This window comes from Winogradskyella helgolandensis (genome assembly GCF_013404085.1).
Lineage (GTDB): Bacteria > Bacteroidota > Bacteroidia > Flavobacteriales > Flavobacteriaceae > Winogradskyella > Winogradskyella helgolandensis.
This window is the reverse complement of record NZ_JABFHO010000001.1, coordinates 3,015,576-3,035,529: the sequence shown is the minus strand read 5'-3', so window position 1 is coordinate 3,035,529 and position 19,954 is coordinate 3,015,576. Positions and strand designations below refer to the sequence as shown.

Below are 19,954 nucleotides of genomic sequence, written 5' to 3'. Positions count from 1 at the left end.
TGACAGAAATCATATTATAAAAACTATAATTCTTCAATTTATCGTGTAATAGAAACACTAAAGCTTGGAGAGTTGCGTAGTTATTGACGTACAAGAAATATTGATATCGGAGAGTTGTGTTTAATTGAAAAAATAAGAACTAAAGATTTATGATATTCTTATTTTAAGAGCGCTATATTTAGTGATAACACAAAAATAATAAGGTTATTTTATTAAATTTGAAGTGGTTTTAATCCGTAATTAGGATAAATACGATAAAGGGTATGAAATTCTTAATATCTTTTTAAAAACTACTGCGCTACAAGTAGTTACGAAAACGTTATCGTAATTTTTGACGCTAGAATTTTATCATATTGGCAATTATAATTTGATAAATTAACTTAATTCATCAAAAATTAAGGAATCGATAATTGATATTTATTTTGAAAGTTCAACTTGAGAACCTGTTTTTGAAATCGATTGAAGATGGCATACTATCGCAAAAAATTGAAGAGGTTTAATGATTTAAATTGCGATTAAATTAAATGAGATTTTAATCCCTTGAATAATCATACCCGTACCTATAATTGCTATAATCAATCCCATTATTTTTCCAATCACAGAGATGACGTTATGACCAACTATTTTAACAATCAGGTCGCTTATTCTAAACGTGAAATACGTCAATAAACTCATTGATCCAAATATCGCAATGACTAAGATTATATGTATGGGTTCTACGTTAGCTACAAAATTCATGGCAGTAACAATAGTGCCAGGACCTGCTAAAATAGGAATAGCTAATGGTGAGACCGCAATATTTTCATCAATATGAACGTGTTCAAGACTTTTAACATTGGATTGTTTTGATTGCAGCATATCAAACCCAATAAAAAAGATTAAAATACCACCTGTAATTTTAAAGGCTGGAATACTGATATTAAATAATTCAAAAATATATTTTCCTAAAAGCACAAAAACGGCCACAATAACAAATGCTATAATATTGGCTCGTTTATTTATATCATGCTTTGTTTTCTTATTTGCACCTTGTGTTAAAGACACAAAAACCGTCATGTTTGATATAGGATTCGTTATCGCAAAAAAGGCAGTAAATACGGTAATTGAAAATGTAATTAAGTTATCCATCAATTAAGAAATTTTAAAAATAATAGGTATTACATTGGCTTTGAATTCCTTTAGCACTTATTTGTTTTTTTTTCCGCTTCAGAATGCCCTTCTACCAATTGGCAAAAGTATAATTTGTTAATTGAATATATTGTACTTTTTATACATTTTATTTTAGTTTTTAATAATAGAAAAAGCCACACTATTTTAGTGGCTTCTTCTAGCTATGGATCAATATTAAGGGACTATAAATTCATACTTAAATCAACTTACAGAAACTTCTTTAGCAAAGGATTTGAATCTGAAAAAGCAAAACTATTTTTTACAGGCTTATTATCACTGTATTTAATTTCATTCTATGCTTAGCATGTTCATCGTCATTATGCAGCAATCCTTTTATAACCAAGCCACGATAGGTTACATTGTATATACGTGATGGTGAGCAAAACTATTTATATCAGAGTAAAAATTTCGTTTTCTGATAATCTAGATTTTGGTGTTTTTTCTGTTGAATTAAAGTCAGATTCCGCTCTATAACCTATAGATACAGCCACTAAGGACGTGAATCCTTTTTCTCTTAATCCGAATTCTTCATCTAATGCTTTTACATCAATACCTTCCATGGGTGTAGCATCAATACCTAAACTAGCAACTCCTAATAAAAAGCTTCCGATGTTAAGGTATACTTGCTTTTCCATCCAATGTTGTAGATCTTTTAAGTCATATTTATGAATACCAGCAAAAGCCTTCACGGCTCCTAAAAATCCGTTTTTAATATCTTCATTTGGAAACCTTCCACTTTTATCTTCTGTATCTGCAATATGCTTCATATAGTCTTCATCTGCATCCGTTTTTGAACAAAACAAGACTACAGCAGACGCATTCGTTACTTTTGGTTCATTAAAGCTAAAGAAGCCTTGAGTTCCTTTGGCTATACGCGCTTTTCCTTCTGCCGTTTCAGCTACTATGAAATGCCATGGTTGAAGGTTGACACTTGAAGGGCTCATTCTTAATAAATTTTTGACTTCAGCCATATCTGCTTCAGATATTTTTTTGGTTGGATTATATTCTTTTGTTGTGTACCTCCAGTTTAATAATTCTGTTAAATTCATTTTTATAGTTTAAGTTGATTTTATAGTTATACTATCAAAAGTATAGTGACAAAACTAGGTATCGATATCGAATCACGCAATAACGGTCAAAAAGGATAGTATAAAATCTTCAACTCAAACACCACCTAAAAAAACTGCTGTTCAATTGTTTATGTAATTTGTTAAAATTACTATAAAAAGTATAGTTGTATAAGAAATGATAGTATGTTATCTTTGTTTAAATCATTAGCTATTAAATGCGCTATTATGTATAAATTTAAAGGAAAAGAATATCCATGTTGTGCTAGTTTAACTATGGGTATCATTGGTGGTAAATGGAAAACGGTAATTTTATTTCATTTACGGGATCAACCACTTCGATACAGCGCTTTAAGAAAGGAAATGCCAACGGTTACAGAGCGTACCTTAAGCTTACAGCTTAAAACCTTAGAAGAAGATGGGGTTATAAAGCGAAAGGTTTACACTTCTAAGCCTCCTTTAAAAGTAGAATATTCTTTAACTGATTTTGGTAAAACGTTAATTCCTGTAGTGCAATCTATTGCGGATTGGGGTGTGTATGCGGTTTCAGAACAAGTTGTAAAGACTTCCTAAAGTTATTGTTTCCTTTTATGCCGTAATCATTGGAATGGTAAATATTTAGAGTAGCATTGTTAGTTCATACTCTTTTCTGTTTTTTGTAGCCAATGGTTTAATTAATATTGTTTCAACATAAAATGATACCATTCCTCCCTTTTTTTATAAATGAAGCTATTCCTACTGAAGCTATAAAAAGCCGTATATAGATTGATTCTAAGCACTTTAATTCCATTTTAAAGACACTAATTAAGTATATTTGGTTTTACGACAGCAACTATTATTTCATTTTAATGACTAAAAAAATAGAGGACTATTCGCATTTCTTTAAAAAGTCAGCTTTTATTGGTAGCTTGTTTTATCTGTCATTTATAGCAACTATAGTTGTAAGTATATATTTGGATAGAACGCAATTGATCTATGTATTACCGATAGTGATTCTTTCCATTTTTTTCGATTACATCAACATCACAAAAAAGAAAGCAAATCCCCTTTTTATAATTGCTTTAATAGCCATATTAGCGTCTGATGTGCTATCTTTTTATTGTTTTGATACCTGCTTTGTTTGGATCTCTACTTTGACATCTGTCTACCTATTATGCTGCACGCTTAGTCTTAAGAAGTATTTACAGAAAGGTACATTAAAATCGGTATTATCATTTTCAGTTTTAGTGAGTACCTTATTGGTTTCTTATATTCTTTATGCGATTGTTGATTTACTGATTATTTTTCTACCAGATAATCAATTATTTTTTGTTTTTCTATGCGCGTTTAGCTTAATCATTTACATTATTACATTGGCTATTATATATTTACATGACAATTACCATAATAGTGCGATTTTATTAGCTTCAGGTATTTTTACTTTTTTTCAAATTACATTAATAGCGATTAATGAGTTTTTATATTACGACAGAACTTTTACGGTATTAATCGTTATCTGTCATGTTATGGCTATTTATCTATTTATGAATTTTATTGCCAAAACAGAGGTTTTAAATCCAGCAGATATAACGGAAAAATTTATTTAGAAGCGCTCAATATTTAGTTTTAAGTCATAATCATCTATAACACATTTTTGTTATTCACTGCAAATTAGGGATTTGTATGTAAACTTAAACCTTTGTTAAAAAAAGAATGAACGTTCATTTTTAATGTATATTTGTTCCATAATTAAATACAATGGCAAAGCTTCAAAAAAGTATAGATAAACGTAACGCACTGGTTAGAGCAACAATAGAGCTCGTAAATAACAATGGATTTCATGCGACTCCTATGAGTAAGATTGCTAAAATGGCTAATGTATCTCCTGCTACTATTTACTTATATTTTGAAAACAAGCAAGACTTAGTTAACCAAACGTATATTGAAGTTAAAGCAGAATACACTAAATATGCTTTTGCTAATTACGAAGCTAATATGCCTATTGAGGAGGGATTTGAATTAATTTGGAAACGCATCGCCGATTTTAAACTCAATGAATGCGAGCATGCTATGTTTTTAGCACAGTGCGATAATACTCCAATGATAGACGAAGAAAGTAGACAAGAAGGTATTAAACACCTACAACCACTACTCGATCTTTGGGAACGTGGTAAAAAAGAAGGTGTTATAAAACCACTTTCTGATTACATATTGTATGCCTATGCTATTAACCCATTATCTTTTTTAATGATGACTCAAAAACGAGGTGCATTTACCTTAGATAAAACACATTTAGAAGAAGCTTACCAATCTGCTTGGAGCAGCATAAAAATGTGTCAATAACATGAAAAAAACAGCAATCATATTAGGGGCTTCTGGTTTAACTGGAGGTTTAGTGCTTCAAAAATTAATTAAAGACGAACGTTACGATAGCATTAAATTGTTTTCACGTTCAAAGATTGAAGGTTTACCAAATAAAGTCAAACAGTTTATTGGAAATCTTTTAGAACTCAATCAATTTAAGGATGACTTTACAGCAGACGAAGTGTATTGCTGCATTGGCACAACAGCCAAAAAGACACCAAACAAAACGCTTTATAAAAAAATAGATTGTGGCATTCCGGTTGCTGCTGCAAAGCTTTCAAAAGCCAACAACATTCCAACCTTTTTAGTCATCTCTGCAATGGGAGCCAATAAAAATAGTAACGTTTTTTACAATAAGACAAAAGGAGAAATGGAACACAAGGTCTTACAGCAACAGCTTAAAAAGACATTTGTATTGAGACCATCCTTAATTGGAGGTGATAGACAAGAATCTAGACTATTAGAAAAAATAGGATTGGTGATTTTCAAAGTGATTCAACCATTATTCATAGGCAAATTAAAAAAGTATAAAATAGTAAATGCTGAAACCATAGCTGAAGCCATGATACATTTAGCAAATACAAATGAGTATTCTGATGTGATTATATCTTCAGAAGACATTAATAAATTAGGAAACAACGCTTAAAAAAATTATAGATATGGAATTATTAGATAAATTAAAATGGAGATATGCTGCAAAAGCCATGAATGGAAACGTAGTACCAGAAGAAAAAATAGAACGCATTTTAGAAGCCGCGCGCTTAGCGCCAACATCAAGTGGTTTACAACCTTTTGAAATATTTGTAATTAAAAATCAAGAGATTAAAGAAAAGATAAAACCAGTAGCTTGGAACCAATCGGTAATTACAGATTGCTCTCACCTACTCGTTTTCGCGGCTTGGGACACCTACACAGCAGATCGCATTAACTATATGTTTGATTTAACCAACGAGGTTCGTGGTTTTAAAAATGAAGGCTGGGAAAATTACCGTCAGATGTTATTAAACTTATATCCTCAAAAAGATCCTGAAGAAAACTTTAACCATGCCGCCAAACAAGCCTATATCGCTTTTGCTGAAGCAATAACAGCTGCTGCTTTTGAAGAGGTTGATGCAACACCTTTAGAAGGCTTTGAGCCAGATGCTGTAGACCAAATCTTGGGACTTCGTGAAAAAGGGTTACGCAGCGCTGTTATGTTGCCAATAGGCTACAGAAAAGAAGATGAAGATTGGTTAGTAAATCTCGTTAAGGTGAGAAAACCTATGGAAGATTTAGTAACTGTAATAGACTAATAAAAAATTAAGAATCATGACAAAGACAATTCTATTGAAAAATAGACCTGAAGGAAAACCTTCAATGTCAGATTTCGAATTTATAACTGAGGAATCTGAAAATACAATTAGTAAAGGTGAAATACTATTGGAAACCAAATACGTTTCTGTAGATCCTTATTTAAGAGGCAGAATGAGTGATGCCAAATCATATGTACCACCATTTCAACTTAACAAACCAATTCAATCTGGCGTTATCGCAAAAGTATTAGAATCTAAAAATGAAAAGTTTGCAGAAGGTGACTATGTTTCTGGTATGCTTAATTGGCAAACAAAACAAGTCTCTAAAGCTGAAGGGTTAACTAAAGTTGATCCGTCTAAAGCGCCATTGTCAGCATATTTAGGTATTCTAGGCATGACAGGTTTAACAGCTTATACAGGCTTAACTGAAATAGGAAAACCTAAAGCGGGAGAAACCTTAGTAGTTTCTGGAGCAGCTGGTGCTGTAGGATCTGTTGTGGGACAAATTGGAAAAATACTTGGACTTAGAGTAATTGGTATTGCCGGAACAGATGAAAAAATAGAGCTTCTAAAAAGCAAATTCGGTTTCGATGTTGGTATTAATTATAAGACCACCAAAGATATGAAATCAGCGATTGCTGAAGCAGCACCAAATGGTGTAGATATCTATTTCGATAATGTTGGAGGTCCAATATCAGATGCTGTATTAGTGAATATTAATAGATTAGCACGAATCATCGTATGCGGAGCCATTTCGGTTTACAACAATACAGAAGCACCTAAAAGTTTAAGCGTACAACCCTTCTTAGTAAAAAATAGTGCGTTAATGCAAGGATTTATTGTTTCTAATTATGCTGAGAAATTTCCCGAAGCTATAAAGCAATTAGCAACTTGGTTATCCGAAGGTAAACTCACGTACTCAGAAACCATCGTTAAAGGTTTTGACAATATTCCAAAAGCTTTTATCGACCTTTTCGAAGGTAAAAACAAAGGGAAAATGATCGTTGAATTATAAATAATAAAAAAGAAAAAGACAATGAACAATTTTGAATTTAAAAATCCGACCAAAATAATTTTTGGAAAGAACACTATAGAAAAACTAGCAAACGAAATTCCTAAAGATGCTAAAGTATTATTGCTTTACGGTGGAGGAAGTATTAAGAAAAACGGTATTTACGATCAGGTAAAAACAGCATTATCTAATGTTGATGTTGTTGAGTTTGGAGGCATTCCTGCAAACCCAGAATATGCGAAATTAATGGAGGCTTTAAAAGTCATTAAAGATGAAAACATCACGTATTTATTAGCCGTTGGTGGTGGATCAGTGATCGATGGCACTAAATTTTTATCCGCTGCAGCACTTTATGATGGTGATACGCCTTGGGATATTTTAACTCAAAACATTAGAACTGAAAAAGGTATGCCTTTCGGTACCGTTCTAACGTTACCAGCTACAGGATCTGAAATGAATTCTGGTGCGGTAATTACAAGAGCAGAAACTAAAGAGAAACGCACTATGGGTGGACCTGGCTTATTTCCTGAGTTCTCCATATTAGATCCTCAAGTCATTGCATCCATTCCACAACGTCAATTAGCAAATGGATTAATGGATTCATTTACTCACGTGTTAGAGCAATACATGACGTATCCGATTGGTGCCTTGTTACAAGATCGTTTTGCGGAAAGCATCTTACAAACCATTATTGAAATCGCACCAAAAGTATTGAAAGATCCAACGGATTATAAAGCAGCCTCTAACTTTATGTGGAGTTGTACTATGGCCTTAAACGGATTAATACAAAAAGGAGTACCAAACGATTGGGCAGTTCATGCGATGGGTCACGAGTTAACAGCGTTATTTGGTATCGATCATGCACGTACGCTAGCTATTATTGCACCAAGCCATTACAAGTTTAATTTTGAAGCAAAGAAAGAAAAACTAGCACAGTATGCAGAACGTGTTTGGAATATTACCGAAGGTAGCACAGACGATAAAGCTTATGCAGCTATCGAAAAAACAACTGCGTTTTTCCATGAATTAGGTATTAAGACGAAATTATCGGAGTATACAGAAGATTATGAAGGTACAGCTGAAGAAATAGCGAAACGTTTTACAGATCGTGGTTGGAAAACCTTAGGTGAGCACCAAACCTTATCACCAGATAAAGTAGAGAAAATCGTAAAGATGGCGTATTAATTTAAAACGAAGTGTCAGTTCGAGTGTCCCGACTTTTCCGTCGGGATGTATCGAGAACAGTTTTTTCAATAGTAAAACTGGTAATAGAAATTATAAAAATGAAGACACTACAAACCATAGTAGTAATTCTATCATTAATTACAGCGTTAAGTTGTAAAGAACATAACGTTTCTGAAACGGTTTCAGAAGGACAAAAAGAATTAAAAAAAGAAAAGAAAATGAAGGTATTATTTGTATTAACATCTCACGATAAATTAGGAGATACAGGAAAAAAAACAGGATTTTGGGTTGAAGAATTCGCAAGTCCTTATTACACCTTATTAGATAAAGGAGCGACCATTACATTGGCAACACCAAAAGGAGGTGCTGCACCAATAGATCCGGCTAGTGATGGACCAGATGCAGCTACTGCAGCCACTGAGCGTTTCAATAAGGATACAGAAGCAAAAGATAAAATAGCAAATACTAAGAAATTATCGGATATCAACGCTGATGATTTTGATGCCGTATTTTATCCAGGAGGTCATGGACCATTATGGGATTTAGCAAATGACAGCACTTCTATTGCTTTAATCGAAAAGTTTAATGATCAGAAAAAACCAATCGCTTTTGTATGTCATGCTCCTGCGGCTTTAAAAGATGTCAAAAATGCTGATGGCACAAGACTTGTTAAAGGCAAAAAAGTCACTGGTTTTTCTAATTTAGAAGAAACACAAGTGGGTTTAACTGAGGTAGTACCAATCTTAGTAGAAGATATGCTTATTGAAAACGGTGCGTTTTATTCTAACGCAGACGCTTGGGCAGCTTATGCTATTGATGATGGAAATTTAATTACGGGTCAAAACCCAGCATCTTCAGAATTAGTAGCAGAAAAGTTATTGGAAGCACTAAAATAGTCAATTCCCTAAGTTGATTAATAGCGAAAAGCCTGTATAACATTATGTTTGCAGGCTTTTTTATTGGTCTTAAAATCCCAATACTAAGTATTTAAATTAAAGAACACACGATTTCAATACCTTATTCATCAACTACACCATTAAACATTTGTATTTTTGCGCCGCATTTGATGAGAAGGCTTAATATTAAGACACCACAACATGATTATATCTAAACTACATTATATATCTCAAGGAAACACTCCTGAAGCACATTTAGAAAACATTCAAAAAGCGTGTACATCTGGTGTCGAATTAGTACAATTACACCTTTCAGGTATTTCGGAGGCTAAATATTTAGAGATTGCTAAAGCTGCTAGAGATATCACGTTTCATTTTCAAACACGATTAATCATCAATGGGAACTATAAAATAGCAAAAGAAGTTAAAGCTGAAGGTGTACATTTAGAAAAAACAGACGTCTGCTCAACGGTTGCAAGACCACATTTATACAGCTGGCAAATTATTGGTGGCACAGCAAACAGCTTAGAAGATTGTGAAGCTTTACTTGCTAAAGACATCGATTATATTAAGTTAGAACCTTTTAGAACACCAACCAACGATAGTTCAAGTATAGCTTTAGGTTTGGACGGCTACACATCTATTAGTAATGCTTTAATAACAGAAAAACCAATTATTGGTTTTGGTGATATCAATACAAATGATGTCACAGATATATTAGAAACAGGTATTTCTGGAATTGCCGTATCTGATGCAATCACTGAAAATTTTGACAACATAAAAACATTCAATCAGTTGTTGAAAGCATCTGCAACGGGTGAAATTCGTCATACGTTTAAGTAGATAAATCTTAATGCTTCACAACAATTCATCACTTAAATTAATAGCCCAATATGTGGATGTATTTAGGCTTACTAGCCGCACTCTTTTTAGGATTACACAACTTATGTAAAAAACATGCCGTACAAGGAAACGAAGTATTTCCTGTGCTTTTAGGAACGGTATCTAGTGGTTTTTTATTTGTCGCTACGTTTTATGGTTTGTCTATCTTTTATCCAGATTACGCGCTTGAGCATGGTTATAACTTTCAAAAGATTTCGTGGCAAACTCATGGTTTTATTCTTATAAAATCAGCCATCATGGCGAGTTCATGGATTTTAGCGTATCAAGCTTTAAAACATTTGCCTATTACGATTGTGACTCCCATTCGTTCTGCAGGACCATTTTTCACCTTTATTGGTGCCATTTTAATTTATCAAGAAAAACCAAACACCTTACAATGGATTGGTTTTTTCCTCATCATTTTTTCAGTAATGCTTTATTCTAGAATAGGAAAAAAAGAAGGCATTAATTTCAAACGCAATAAATGGATTTTCGCCATTATCGGAGCCACATTTCTAGGAGCTTCAAGTGGTTTGTACGACAAATTCTTAATCCAAAACCTGAGCCTTAACCCACAAACCTTACAATTCTGGTTTTGCCTATACACCATATTAATTTTACTAGTCATCTTAACCATCACATGGTTTCCGCATGCTGAAAAACGAAAAGCCTTTAAATTCCGTTGGTCTATCATTGCAGTCGGTATATTACTGCAAGCCGCAGATTACTTCTACTTTAAAGCCTTACAAGATCCGGATGCTTTAATTATGCTCTTATCAGCCATAAAACGAAGTCAAATTTTAATAGCTGTAGTAGTTGGAGGTTTAGTCTTTAAAGAACAAAACAAACGTAAAAAATTAGTGCCTTTAGCAGGCATTATGATGGGAGTTTTTCTCATTTTATATTCCAATTAGATAAAAACCGATCCAATGTCATTTTTATGTTTCGGTCTTTTAAAAACAAACAACGTCATTAGCGACACATTATAATAAGTTTTAGAACGACAACCTATTTAGAAATACCAATTTAAAACTTAACTTGCTCTAATTTTTCAAAAGAAGTACAGCATATGAATTCAGATTACAGTCAGATTATAGAAAACGCATACAAGTTTACAAAATCCCTTAAAAATCAAGGTAAATTAGCCACATACATACCCGAATTAGCAAACGTCGATCCCGATAAGTTTGGAGTACATATGACGAAACTAGATGGAGATAATTTCGGAATTGGAGACCATTTAGAGAAATTTTCTATTCAGAGTATTGCTAAAGTATTGTCACTCTCTTTAGCTGTTAAATTTCTTGGAGAACGTATTTGGACACGTATTGATGTTGAACCTTCGGGAACTAAATTTGATTCACTTCTTTTACTAGAAACATATAAAGGTATTCCTCGTAATCCCTTTGTGAACTCTGGTGCTATTGTTATTTGCGACATCTTAATCTCGCATCTAGAAAATGCAAGGGAAGAGTTTCTAGAATTTGTCAGAGACCTCAGTGATATTCCCGATTTGAACTACTCTGATAAAATAGCTGATTCTGAAAAAGCAACTGGATTCCGAAATGTTGCCTTATGTAATTTTATAAAATCTTTGGGCAATATTAAAAACGATCCTGCCGAAGTATTAGATTTTTATTTCGATATGTGTTCTTTAGAAATGAATTGCGAGCAATTATCGCGTACCTTTTCGTTTTTAGCCAATGGAGGCAAAAAATTAAACGATGGCAAAAAGATTTTAACAAGCAGCCAAACTAAACGTATTAATGCTTTAATGCTTACGTGTGGCTTCTATGATGAGTCTGGTGAATTTGCATTTAAAGTCGGATTGCCAGGAAAAAGTGGTGTTGGCGGAGGTATTGTCGCCTTGTATCCTAATAACTTTACGATTGCGGTTTGGAGTCCTAAGTTAAATCCCAACGGAAACTCATTTAAAGGTATGAAATTGCTAGAAACGGTGACTACACATTCAGAAATGAGTATTTTTTAGCCATTTTAATTACGATTTTAAAAACCATTTCTACTTTTGATTGGATTAATCCAAAAAAATTAACAATCGTTTGGTTTCCATATTAGGTTTAGGTAAAATACCTTATTTTGCATAGACATTAGATGTTTTCATTCTATTGTGCTACTAAATTTATATATCAACCAATACTATGGCATTAAAAATTGTAATATCTCATAAGACTACGTACAAATATGATCGTAAAGTATCCTTGTCTCCGCATGTTTTTAGATTACGACCAGCTCCACACTCTAGAACTCCAATTGAATCCTATTCAATAAAGATTACTCCAGAAAATCAATTTTTCAATTGGCAACAAGATCCATTTGGAAATTATGTGGCGCGTTTGGTTTTTCCTGAGAAAACGGATGAGTTGTCTGTGGACGTTGAGATTATTGCCGATTTACAAACGATTAATCCTTTCGATTTTTTTATAGAGGAATATGCTGAAGAATTTCCATTTAAATATACCGAAACGGTAAAAAAAGAATTACAGCCCTATTTAGAAATTACAGATGATGGTGAATTACTAAATGAATTTTTAGAAACCTTAGATTATACTCCAAGAAAAACCATCTATTTTCTTATTCATGTCAATCAAATGATTTATGAATATCTCAGTTATAATATCAGAATGGATCCTGGTGTTCAAACCTGTGAAGATACCTTAGAAACAAAAAAAGGGTCTTGTAGAGATTACGCCTGGTTATTTGTACAAGCCTTAAGACATTTAGGTTTTGGAGCACGATTTGTTTCGGGTTATTTGGTGCAACTAAGATCGGATGAAAAGTCATTAGATGGCCCTTCTGGTCCTGAAGAGGATTTTACCGATTTACACGCTTGGGCAGAAGTGTATTTACCTGGTGCTGGTTGGATTGGTTTTGATGCCACCTCTGGCCTATTAGCTGGAGAAGGTCATATTCCTTTAGCCTGTACTCCATCTTTTGAGAGTGCGGCTCCGGTTTCGGGAATGACCGACAAATGTGAAACAGAGTTCTTCTTTGAAAATAAAGTCACACGAATTTTTGAATCACCACGAGTCACAAAGCCATATACCGAAGACCAATGGAAAGCCATTGATAAATTAGGGCATAAAGTAGAACGGCAATTACAAAAGAATGATGTGCGCTTAACCATGGGTGGCGAACCGACCTTTATTTCTATTGATGATTTAGAGTCTCCGGAATGGAATACAGATGCCGATGGACCTCACAAACAAAAACTTGCCAAAGAATTATCGAAACGCTTACATCACGAATTTGGTAAAGGCGGTGTGTTACATCATGCTCAGGGTAAATGGTATCCAGGCGAACCTTTACCAAGATGGCAAATAGAAATTTGTTGGCGAAAAGATCAAAGACCAATTTGGTATAACAAAAGATATCTCGGTACGTATGTTGACAATTATACAGTACCACCAGATTACGATAAATTATTTTTAGAAACCTTAACGGCGTATTTAGGGGTTTCTACACAGCATATAATACCAGGTTTTGAAGATGCCTTCTATTTTTTATGGGAACACGGGAATCTCCCTATAGATGTAGATCCTACAAAAGATAGAGACAATACGTTAGTCAAAAATAAACTTAAAGATATTTTAGAAAAAGGCACGTCCACTCCTGTGGGCTATTTATTACCCTTAAATAGTACCGATGGAAAATGGTTTACAAGTCAATGGGAATTTAGAAGACAACACTTATTTCTAACTCCAGGTAATTCTCCAATGGGACTTAGATTACCATTAAGTTCTTTATTAGAAAAACCAGATAATGAAGTGTTTCCTGTATATGAACCCGATTTGTTCTCTCAAAAGAAACGTTTACCAAGCTTTAGAGATTCCGTTAAAAGACGCCATAAAGATTTTATAGAGAATGGATACGATAGCAATCAGCCTAATTATTTTGTTAGAACCGCTATTTGTTCAGAAATACGAGATGGCAAATTATATTTATTCTTACCTCCATTAGATACAGCTGAAAACTTTTTAGATCTAATTGCAGCTATCGAATTTACAGCAAAAGCACTAAAAGTGCCTGTCATTATGGAAGGTTACGATCCTCCTAAAGACAACCGATTAGAATCGTTAAAAATCACTCCAGATCCTGGTGTTATTGAAGTTAACGTCCATCCTGTAACCAATTGGACCGATTTAGTCAACAATACACTCACCTTTTACGAGCAAGCCAAACTATCGCGTTTAGGGACTGAAAAATTTATGTTAGATGGTAAACATACAGGCACAGGAGGTGGCAATCACGTGACATTAGGAGGCACAAGTCCTGCGGATAGTCCGCTATTAAGAAAGCCTAGTTTACTGAGAAGTTTATTAACCTTTTGGCAGCATCATCCTGGATTAAGTTACTTGTTTTCTGGTTCGTTTGTTGGGCCTACAAGTCAGGCTCCAAGGATAGATGAAGCACGACAAGATAATTTATATGAACTCGAAATTGCTTTTAGTCAAATTCCAAAAGATGGTGAAGTCCCATTTTGGTTAACCGATCGTTTATTTAGACATTTACTCACCGATTTAACAGGAAACACGCACAGAGCAGAATTCTGTATCGATAAATTATACTCTCCAGATTCGTCAACCGGACGCTTAGGAATTTTAGAATTGCGTGGTTTTGATATGCCACCACATCCTAAAATGAGTTTGGTACAAATGTTATTGGTAAGAACCTTAGTCTCTTGGTTCTGGAAAAAACCGTACGAACACAATTTAGTGCGTTGGGGAACAGAGTTGCATGATAAATTCTTAATTGAACATTATGTAAGAGAAGATATTAAAGACATTGTGGATCAATTAAACAAAGCAGGTTATCAATTTGAAGAAGATTGGTTCAATCCCTTTTTCGAATTTAGATTTCCACTGCATGGCATGTTAGAAATTAACAATATTCATCTCGAATTACGAGCAGGTATTGAACCTTGGAATGTTTTAGGCGAAGAAATGACAGGTGGTGGAACCGCAAGATATGTCGATTCATCTTTAGAACGTTTACAAGTAAAAGTGTCCAATTTTGTGGATGAGCGTTTTGTATTAACCTGTAACGGAGTTAAAGTACAATTGAAAAATACAGGTGTAAAAGGGGAATATGTTGCTGGTATTCGCTACAAAGCTTGGAACCCCTATTCTGCATTGCACCCAACCATTGAAGCAGATACTCCATTGGTTTTTGATATTGTAGATACTTGGAACAAACGCTCTATTGGAGGTTGCACCTATTTTGTAGCGCATCCTGGTGGACGTTCTTATGATGTACATCCTGTAAATAGCTTTGAAGCTGAATCGCGACGCATTAACCGTTTTTGGGAATTTGGCCATACACAAGGTGAAATTAGTCCATTTGAAAACATGACTTTTGATACCGAACCAACCTTAAGAAATGTTGAAGAAAAAAGTAGCTCAAAACGTTTTTCTTATAAGGAATTACCAGTTAATTTTGAATTTCCTTATACTCTAGATTTACGTAAAAAATAAAAAGCGTTGTTGTTCATTATATGAAGACCCTAACAAAGACATTATTTGAAAATTATTTTTCAGCATCACCTGGCTACGATGAGTTGCTCACGTCTAAAATGAGCATTAAAGACAATTGGAAAGTATTGTCTAAAAACTTATTAAATATTGGTTCAAAACAGCTTGCTTCAAAGCAGACAGAAATCAATTGGTTGTTAGCGGAAAACGGTGTAACCTATAATGTTTATAACGATCCAAAAGGATTAAATAGACCTTGGGATCTCAATGTAGTACCCTTTATTATTCATCAAAAGGAATGGAGTGAGGTTGAAAAGGGAATTCAGCAACGTGCCGAACTATTAAATCTTGTTTTAAAGGATTTATATGGAAAACGAGACCTGCTTAAAAATGGTATTATTCCACCGGAAGTCATTTATGCACACAGCGGTTTTTTAAGAGCTTGCGATCAAATTCAATATAAAAATGCAAAACAACTTTCGGTTTACGCAGCAGATTTGGCGCGAGGACCAGATGGACGAATGTGGGTGGTGAACGACCGCACCCAAGCACCTTCTGGTATGGGCTATGCACTAGAAAACCGATTCTCTACCAGTAAAATTAGTCCTGAATTATTCAAAAATATAAACGTCACACAACCGTCTAATTTCTTTAATGATTTTAATGCCTTATTATTAAATTCGGCATCGACTAAAGTAGAACGGCCAATGGTGGTTATTTTAACACCAGGACCACATAACGAAACCTATTTTGAACATGCGTATTTATCGTCCTTTTTAGGGTATCCATTGGTAAAAGGAAACGATTTAGTGGTGCGCCATGGTAAAGTATGGTTAAAATCTTTAAAAGGTTTAAAACAAGTTGATGTCATATTACGACGTATCGATGATACCTTTATGGATCCTCTAGAATTACGTGAGGATTCTTATTTAGGTGTGGCTGGCTTATTAGAAGCGGTACGTTTACAAAACGTTACAGTTGTCAATCCTATAGGAAGTGGTGTTTTAGAGAATCCTGCTTTGATTCCGTTTATGGAAAATATTTCTAAGTACTTTTTAAAGGAAGACTTAATCTTACCACAAATTGCCTCTTGGTGGTGTGGTCAAGAAAAAGAACGAAAGCACGTCCTTGCAGATTTATCGGCATTTGTTTTGAAACGCATCGATAGATCCAACAGAGAAAACATCTATTTCTGTGAATTTCTCGATAAAAAAGCTATTGAACAGCTTAAAAAAGAAATATTAGAACATCCGCATAAATTCGTAGCTCAAGAAAAAATATCCTTTTCTACAGCACCAAATTTTGTCAGCCATCACTTGGAACCTCGTAAAATTTCTTGTCGTACGTTCGCCATTGCAAAAGGTGACGGTTATAGTGTAATGCCTGGTGGTTTAGTACGTGTGGCGCCAGAACGCGAAGAGTTATTTGTGTCCAATCAACGTGGTGGTACGAGTAAAGATTTTTGGGTGGTAAATGATGCTCCGCAACCCACACTTCAAAATTATGCGTGGAATAAAACCAATTCTAGTCGCTCTACAGACATCAATGATGTACCGAGTAATACCGCAGAAAATTTATTTTGGTCGGGTAGATATATCGGTAGAGCTTTAGTGACTGCGCGCTATTTAAGAATGGTGCTCAGTCAAATGACACATGCGCAATACAACGACCGAAAACCAGAATCTGAAAGTTTAAAAATACTCTTTCAATCCATTACAAAAATCACGTCTACCTTCCCTGGTTTTATGGCCGAAGATGAAGAGGTGTTAAACAATCCTTTAATTGAGATAAAAGATATCATTTTAGACGAAACCAAAATTGGAAGTTTTGCCCAATCCATGCAAAGTTTTAGTTCGTCTTACTATGCCTTACGAAATTTATGGTCTAGGGATATGTGGCGCGTTTTTGATGGTATTCAGAAACATATAAAAAACTTAAAAAAGGAAGAGGATTACACCGTTTACAAACTGACTAATTTTTTCGATAAGATCATTACAAGGCTCATCGCTTTTATGACGCTTACTGAAGAAAGTATTCTCGTTCGTCAAGGACTCCTACTCTATTTTATTGGTTTGCAGCTCGAAATTGGTGCTATGAATATTGAAAAATTCAGAGCCTTGTTAATTGTAAATCACGATGAAGAATTAGAATATGAAATTTTAGAATCCTTATTAAATAGTCATGAAAGCTTAAATATTTACCGATATAGTTACAACTCGTATTTAAGTTTAGAGAACGTCTTGAATTTGATTATTTTAGATAAGGAATATTCGAGGTCCTTAACTTATCAAATGTACCGCTTAAAGAAAGATATTGATAAGTTACCAAATACAAATGAAAACGCACAACTTACCGTGTGTCAGGAAAACATCAATACGGTCATTTCTAAAATTGACAGTTTAAACGTTGCAGAACTTTTAGTTGTAGATCCTAAATCTAATATGCGAGAAAACATGGATAAGGTATTGTCAGATTTAAGTGATTTATTACATGTCACATCCTTATCTATTTCAGATACTTATTTTAATCATTCGCAACCCCAAAAACAGTTGGTTAACCGAAATATCACGACATAATATGATTTTTGATCTTTGGCATAAAACGAAATACACATACGAACATGGCGCTTCGTTCTGTCATAATTTAACCACATTAAAACCTAAGAGTTTTCCAGGACAAACGCTTTTGGATTATAATTTAGAAATTACACCTACTCCAACCGATATTACTGAACGCTTAGATTTCTTTGGAAATGCTGTAACACGATTTTCAATACAACAGCATCATAAGGAGTTAATTGTTATTGCACGTAGTAAAGTAGAGCGAGATTATAGTAAACAGTTTGATGAAAGCCTTTTTTTACAAGCTAAAAAAGTCACTGTAGAAGAAACAAAAGTACACTTAAAAGGTACAGAATCAGACCTTATTGACGCCAGACAATTTGTAATGCCTTCGCCACTAATATCAACATCTAGTGAAGACATCAAAGCCTATGCAGCGCTATCATTTAAGCCTGAACGTTCTCTTTACGAAGCTACTTATGAGCTAATGCAACGTATTTATACGGATTTTGATTTTGTACCAGGCTTCACCAATATCGCTACACCTTTAGAAGCTGTTATGAGTGCCAAAAAAGGGGTTTGTCAAGATTTTGCACAAATCGCAATTGCCTGCGTGCGTTCTATGGGTTTACCAGCTAAATATGTGAGTGGTTATATTGAAACGGTTCCACCGAAAGGTAAAGAAAAACTCATAGGAACCGATGCTTCTCACGCGTGGTTTTCCGTTTACATTCCAACCTACGGTTGGGTAGATTTTGATCCTACAAATAATCAAATACCAAAAAACCAACACATCGTTGTCGCACATGGTAGAGATTATTATGATGTGCCTCCTTTAAAAGGAGTGATCTATAGTATGGGTAAAAATACCATGGAAGTGTCTGTAGATTTAAGACCTGCTGTTTCAGACCTTAATCAAATGCAGAGTCAATCGCAACAACAATAATCATTTAATATTGACTTACATTAATTACGCTTAAACAGGAGTAACCGATGAATAAATTTCAATTTCTCAATTATTGGTGGCGAAATCACAAACGGATAAACATCCGGAATTCCCATTGCTCTATTGATACTATTTACAGCTAAGGACAACGGAACACACTTTCTTAAAATGATATCAAAATTCGTTTTCGTATAAGGATCAAAGGACACTTTTGTTTTTAAGGCCTTAGATTTAAATTTCGGATTTACATTCAAGCGAAAAAAATAGGCGGTTTCTACCATATCCATAATATGTAAATAATGCGCCCAAGTTTCAGCCCAATCTTCCCACGGATGCGAAGTCGCATACGCACTAATAAATGATTTTTGCCAATCTTTTGGTGCACCTTCTTTATAATAGCTTTGAAGCGCTTCAGAATAATCTTGGCTTTCATCACCAAAAACAGCTCTGTATTCAGCTAAAACTTTCGCATCATCTCGTACTAATACATTCCAAAAATAATGCCCAACTTCGTGTCGTAAATGTCCAACTAATGTTCTGTAAGGTTCTATCATCTCCTTTCTAGCTTGCTCTCTCAAAACAGAATTGCCTTCTCTAATTAGTATTGTGATGACTCCATCTGCATGACCAGTCATTAATTTAGGATTGTTTAATTTTTCTACGAAATCGAAACACAAGCCATGTTCATGCTTAAGCTTACTCGCTAATGGCAAACCTATTTTCTGTAATTGATAAACTAAGCGATGCTTAGCAATTTCAAGATGTTGCCAGTTTTCAAAGTTATCGGAATCGGTTATAGATAAATTAGGTATCGTTCTGTTGAGTTGGCAGGCACTACAATAATCTTCAGGATCATCCTTCTCTAGCACCCAATTGCAAACCTTGTAGGTATTATTCTTGCAATACTTATATTCATCATGTTCTCTTTCTGAAATAAGTGCGGCTATATCTGGAGAAAAAGCAAGCATTTTACGATCTGTTGCTCTATAGCCTGTTAAATGACCACAGGTGTCGCAACTGTAGTTTTCAAAAAACACAGAAGCATTACAATTTCCACATTGAAATATTTTCATGACGAATCAAAATTATTTAATCTTGCAAAGAACGGTTA

17 protein-coding genes and 1 pseudogene are annotated in these 19,954 nt (G+C 34.3%); 14 read left to right on the top strand and 4 right to left on the bottom strand.

All coding sequences use genetic code 11. The annotated features are described in order from the left end of the window. Window positions 1-504: 504 nt before the first annotated feature. From HM992_RS12795 to nfsB, 3 genes and pseudogenes are all read right to left on the bottom strand, one after another. Entirely contained in the window at window positions 505-1,128 is a 624-nt protein-coding gene (locus HM992_RS12795) for a MarC family protein (protein WP_178985364.1), read from the bottom strand. Window positions 1,129-1,429: 301 nt separating this feature from the next. Continuing rightward, window positions 1,430-1,543 (bottom strand): annotated as a pseudogene (locus HM992_RS12790) (DUF4437 domain-containing protein); the annotation flags it as partial. Window positions 1,544-1,559: 16 nt separating this feature from the next. Then, window positions 1,560-2,219: an oxygen-insensitive NAD(P)H nitroreductase gene (gene nfsB / locus HM992_RS12785; protein WP_179319942.1), complete on the bottom strand. Its 660-nt coding sequence runs from the start codon at window positions 2,217-2,219 to the stop codon at window positions 1,560-1,562. 246 nt (window positions 2,220-2,465) lie between these two features. On the opposite strand from nfsB, the gene HM992_RS12780 reads away from it, so the two are divergent. From HM992_RS12780 to HM992_RS12715, 14 genes are all read left to right on the top strand, one after another. Beyond that, a complete protein-coding gene (locus HM992_RS12780) occupies window positions 2,466-2,810 on the top strand; it encodes a winged helix-turn-helix transcriptional regulator (protein ID WP_178985362.1) in 345 nt (114 codons plus the stop codon). Window positions 2,811-3,085: 275 nt separating this feature from the next. Next, the gene (locus tag HM992_RS12775) at window positions 3,086-3,823 is read left to right on the top strand and encodes a hypothetical protein (protein ID WP_179319941.1); all 738 of its coding nucleotides are present in this window, start codon (window positions 3,086-3,088) and stop codon (window positions 3,821-3,823) included. A 151-nt stretch (window positions 3,824-3,974) separates the two neighbouring features. Then, window positions 3,975-4,559 carry a TetR/AcrR family transcriptional regulator gene (locus HM992_RS12770; protein ID WP_179319940.1) on the top strand — a complete coding sequence of 195 codons (585 nt, stop codon included), beginning with the start codon at window positions 3,975-3,977 and terminating at the stop codon, window positions 4,557-4,559. Between the two features lies 1 nt (window position 4,560). Then, the gene (locus HM992_RS12765) at window positions 4,561-5,226 is read left to right on the top strand and encodes an NAD(P)H-binding protein (protein ID WP_179319939.1); all 666 of its coding nucleotides are present in this window, start codon (window positions 4,561-4,563) and stop codon (window positions 5,224-5,226) included. Window positions 5,227-5,239: 13 nt separating this feature from the next. Next, window positions 5,240-5,872 (top strand): nitroreductase family protein, encoded by a 633-nt coding sequence (locus HM992_RS12760; protein ID WP_179319938.1) that lies wholly within the window; start codon window positions 5,240-5,242, stop codon window positions 5,870-5,872. A gap of 16 nt (window positions 5,873-5,888) precedes the next feature. After that, on the top strand, window positions 5,889-6,887 hold the full coding sequence (locus HM992_RS12755) for an NADP-dependent oxidoreductase (RefSeq protein ID WP_179319937.1): 999 nt from the start codon (window positions 5,889-5,891) through the stop codon (window positions 6,885-6,887). A gap of 21 nt (window positions 6,888-6,908) precedes the next feature. After that, on the top strand, window positions 6,909-8,069 hold the full coding sequence (locus HM992_RS12750) for an iron-containing alcohol dehydrogenase (protein ID WP_179319936.1): 1,161 nt from the start codon (window positions 6,909-6,911) through the stop codon (window positions 8,067-8,069). A 98-nt stretch (window positions 8,070-8,167) separates the two neighbouring features. After that, a complete protein-coding gene (locus HM992_RS12745) occupies window positions 8,168-8,965 on the top strand; it encodes a type 1 glutamine amidotransferase domain-containing protein (protein WP_179319935.1) in 798 nt (265 codons plus the stop codon). A 201-nt stretch (window positions 8,966-9,166) separates the two neighbouring features. Beyond that, entirely contained in the window at window positions 9,167-9,808 is a 642-nt protein-coding gene (locus HM992_RS12740; protein WP_179319934.1) for a thiamine phosphate synthase, read from the top strand. Between the two features lie 50 nt (window positions 9,809-9,858). Continuing rightward, window positions 9,859-10,761, top strand: coding sequence for an EamA family transporter (locus HM992_RS12735; protein ID WP_179319933.1), 903 nt, complete (start codon window positions 9,859-9,861; stop codon window positions 10,759-10,761). A 155-nt stretch (window positions 10,762-10,916) separates the two neighbouring features. After that, a complete protein-coding gene (locus HM992_RS12730) occupies window positions 10,917-11,837 on the top strand; it encodes a glutaminase (RefSeq protein ID WP_179319932.1) in 921 nt (306 codons plus the stop codon). 169 nt (window positions 11,838-12,006) lie between these two features. Beyond that, window positions 12,007-15,339 (top strand): transglutaminase family protein, encoded by a 3,333-nt coding sequence (locus HM992_RS12725; protein ID WP_179319931.1) that lies wholly within the window; start codon window positions 12,007-12,009, stop codon window positions 15,337-15,339. 20 nt (window positions 15,340-15,359) lie between these two features. Beyond that, on the top strand, window positions 15,360-17,912 hold the full coding sequence (locus HM992_RS12720; RefSeq protein WP_179319930.1) for a circularly permuted type 2 ATP-grasp protein: 2,553 nt from the start codon (window positions 15,360-15,362) through the stop codon (window positions 17,910-17,912). Window position 17,913: 1 nt separating this feature from the next. Continuing rightward, on the top strand, window positions 17,914-18,843 hold the full coding sequence (locus HM992_RS12715) for a transglutaminase family protein (protein ID WP_179319929.1): 930 nt from the start codon (window positions 17,914-17,916) through the stop codon (window positions 18,841-18,843). Window positions 18,844-18,863: 20 nt separating this feature from the next. On the opposite strand, the gene HM992_RS12710 is transcribed toward HM992_RS12715, so the two are convergent. Next, a complete protein-coding gene (locus HM992_RS12710) occupies window positions 18,864-19,916 on the bottom strand; it encodes a zinc-binding metallopeptidase family protein (protein WP_179319928.1) in 1,053 nt (350 codons plus the stop codon). Window positions 19,917-19,954: the final 38 nt, after the last annotated feature.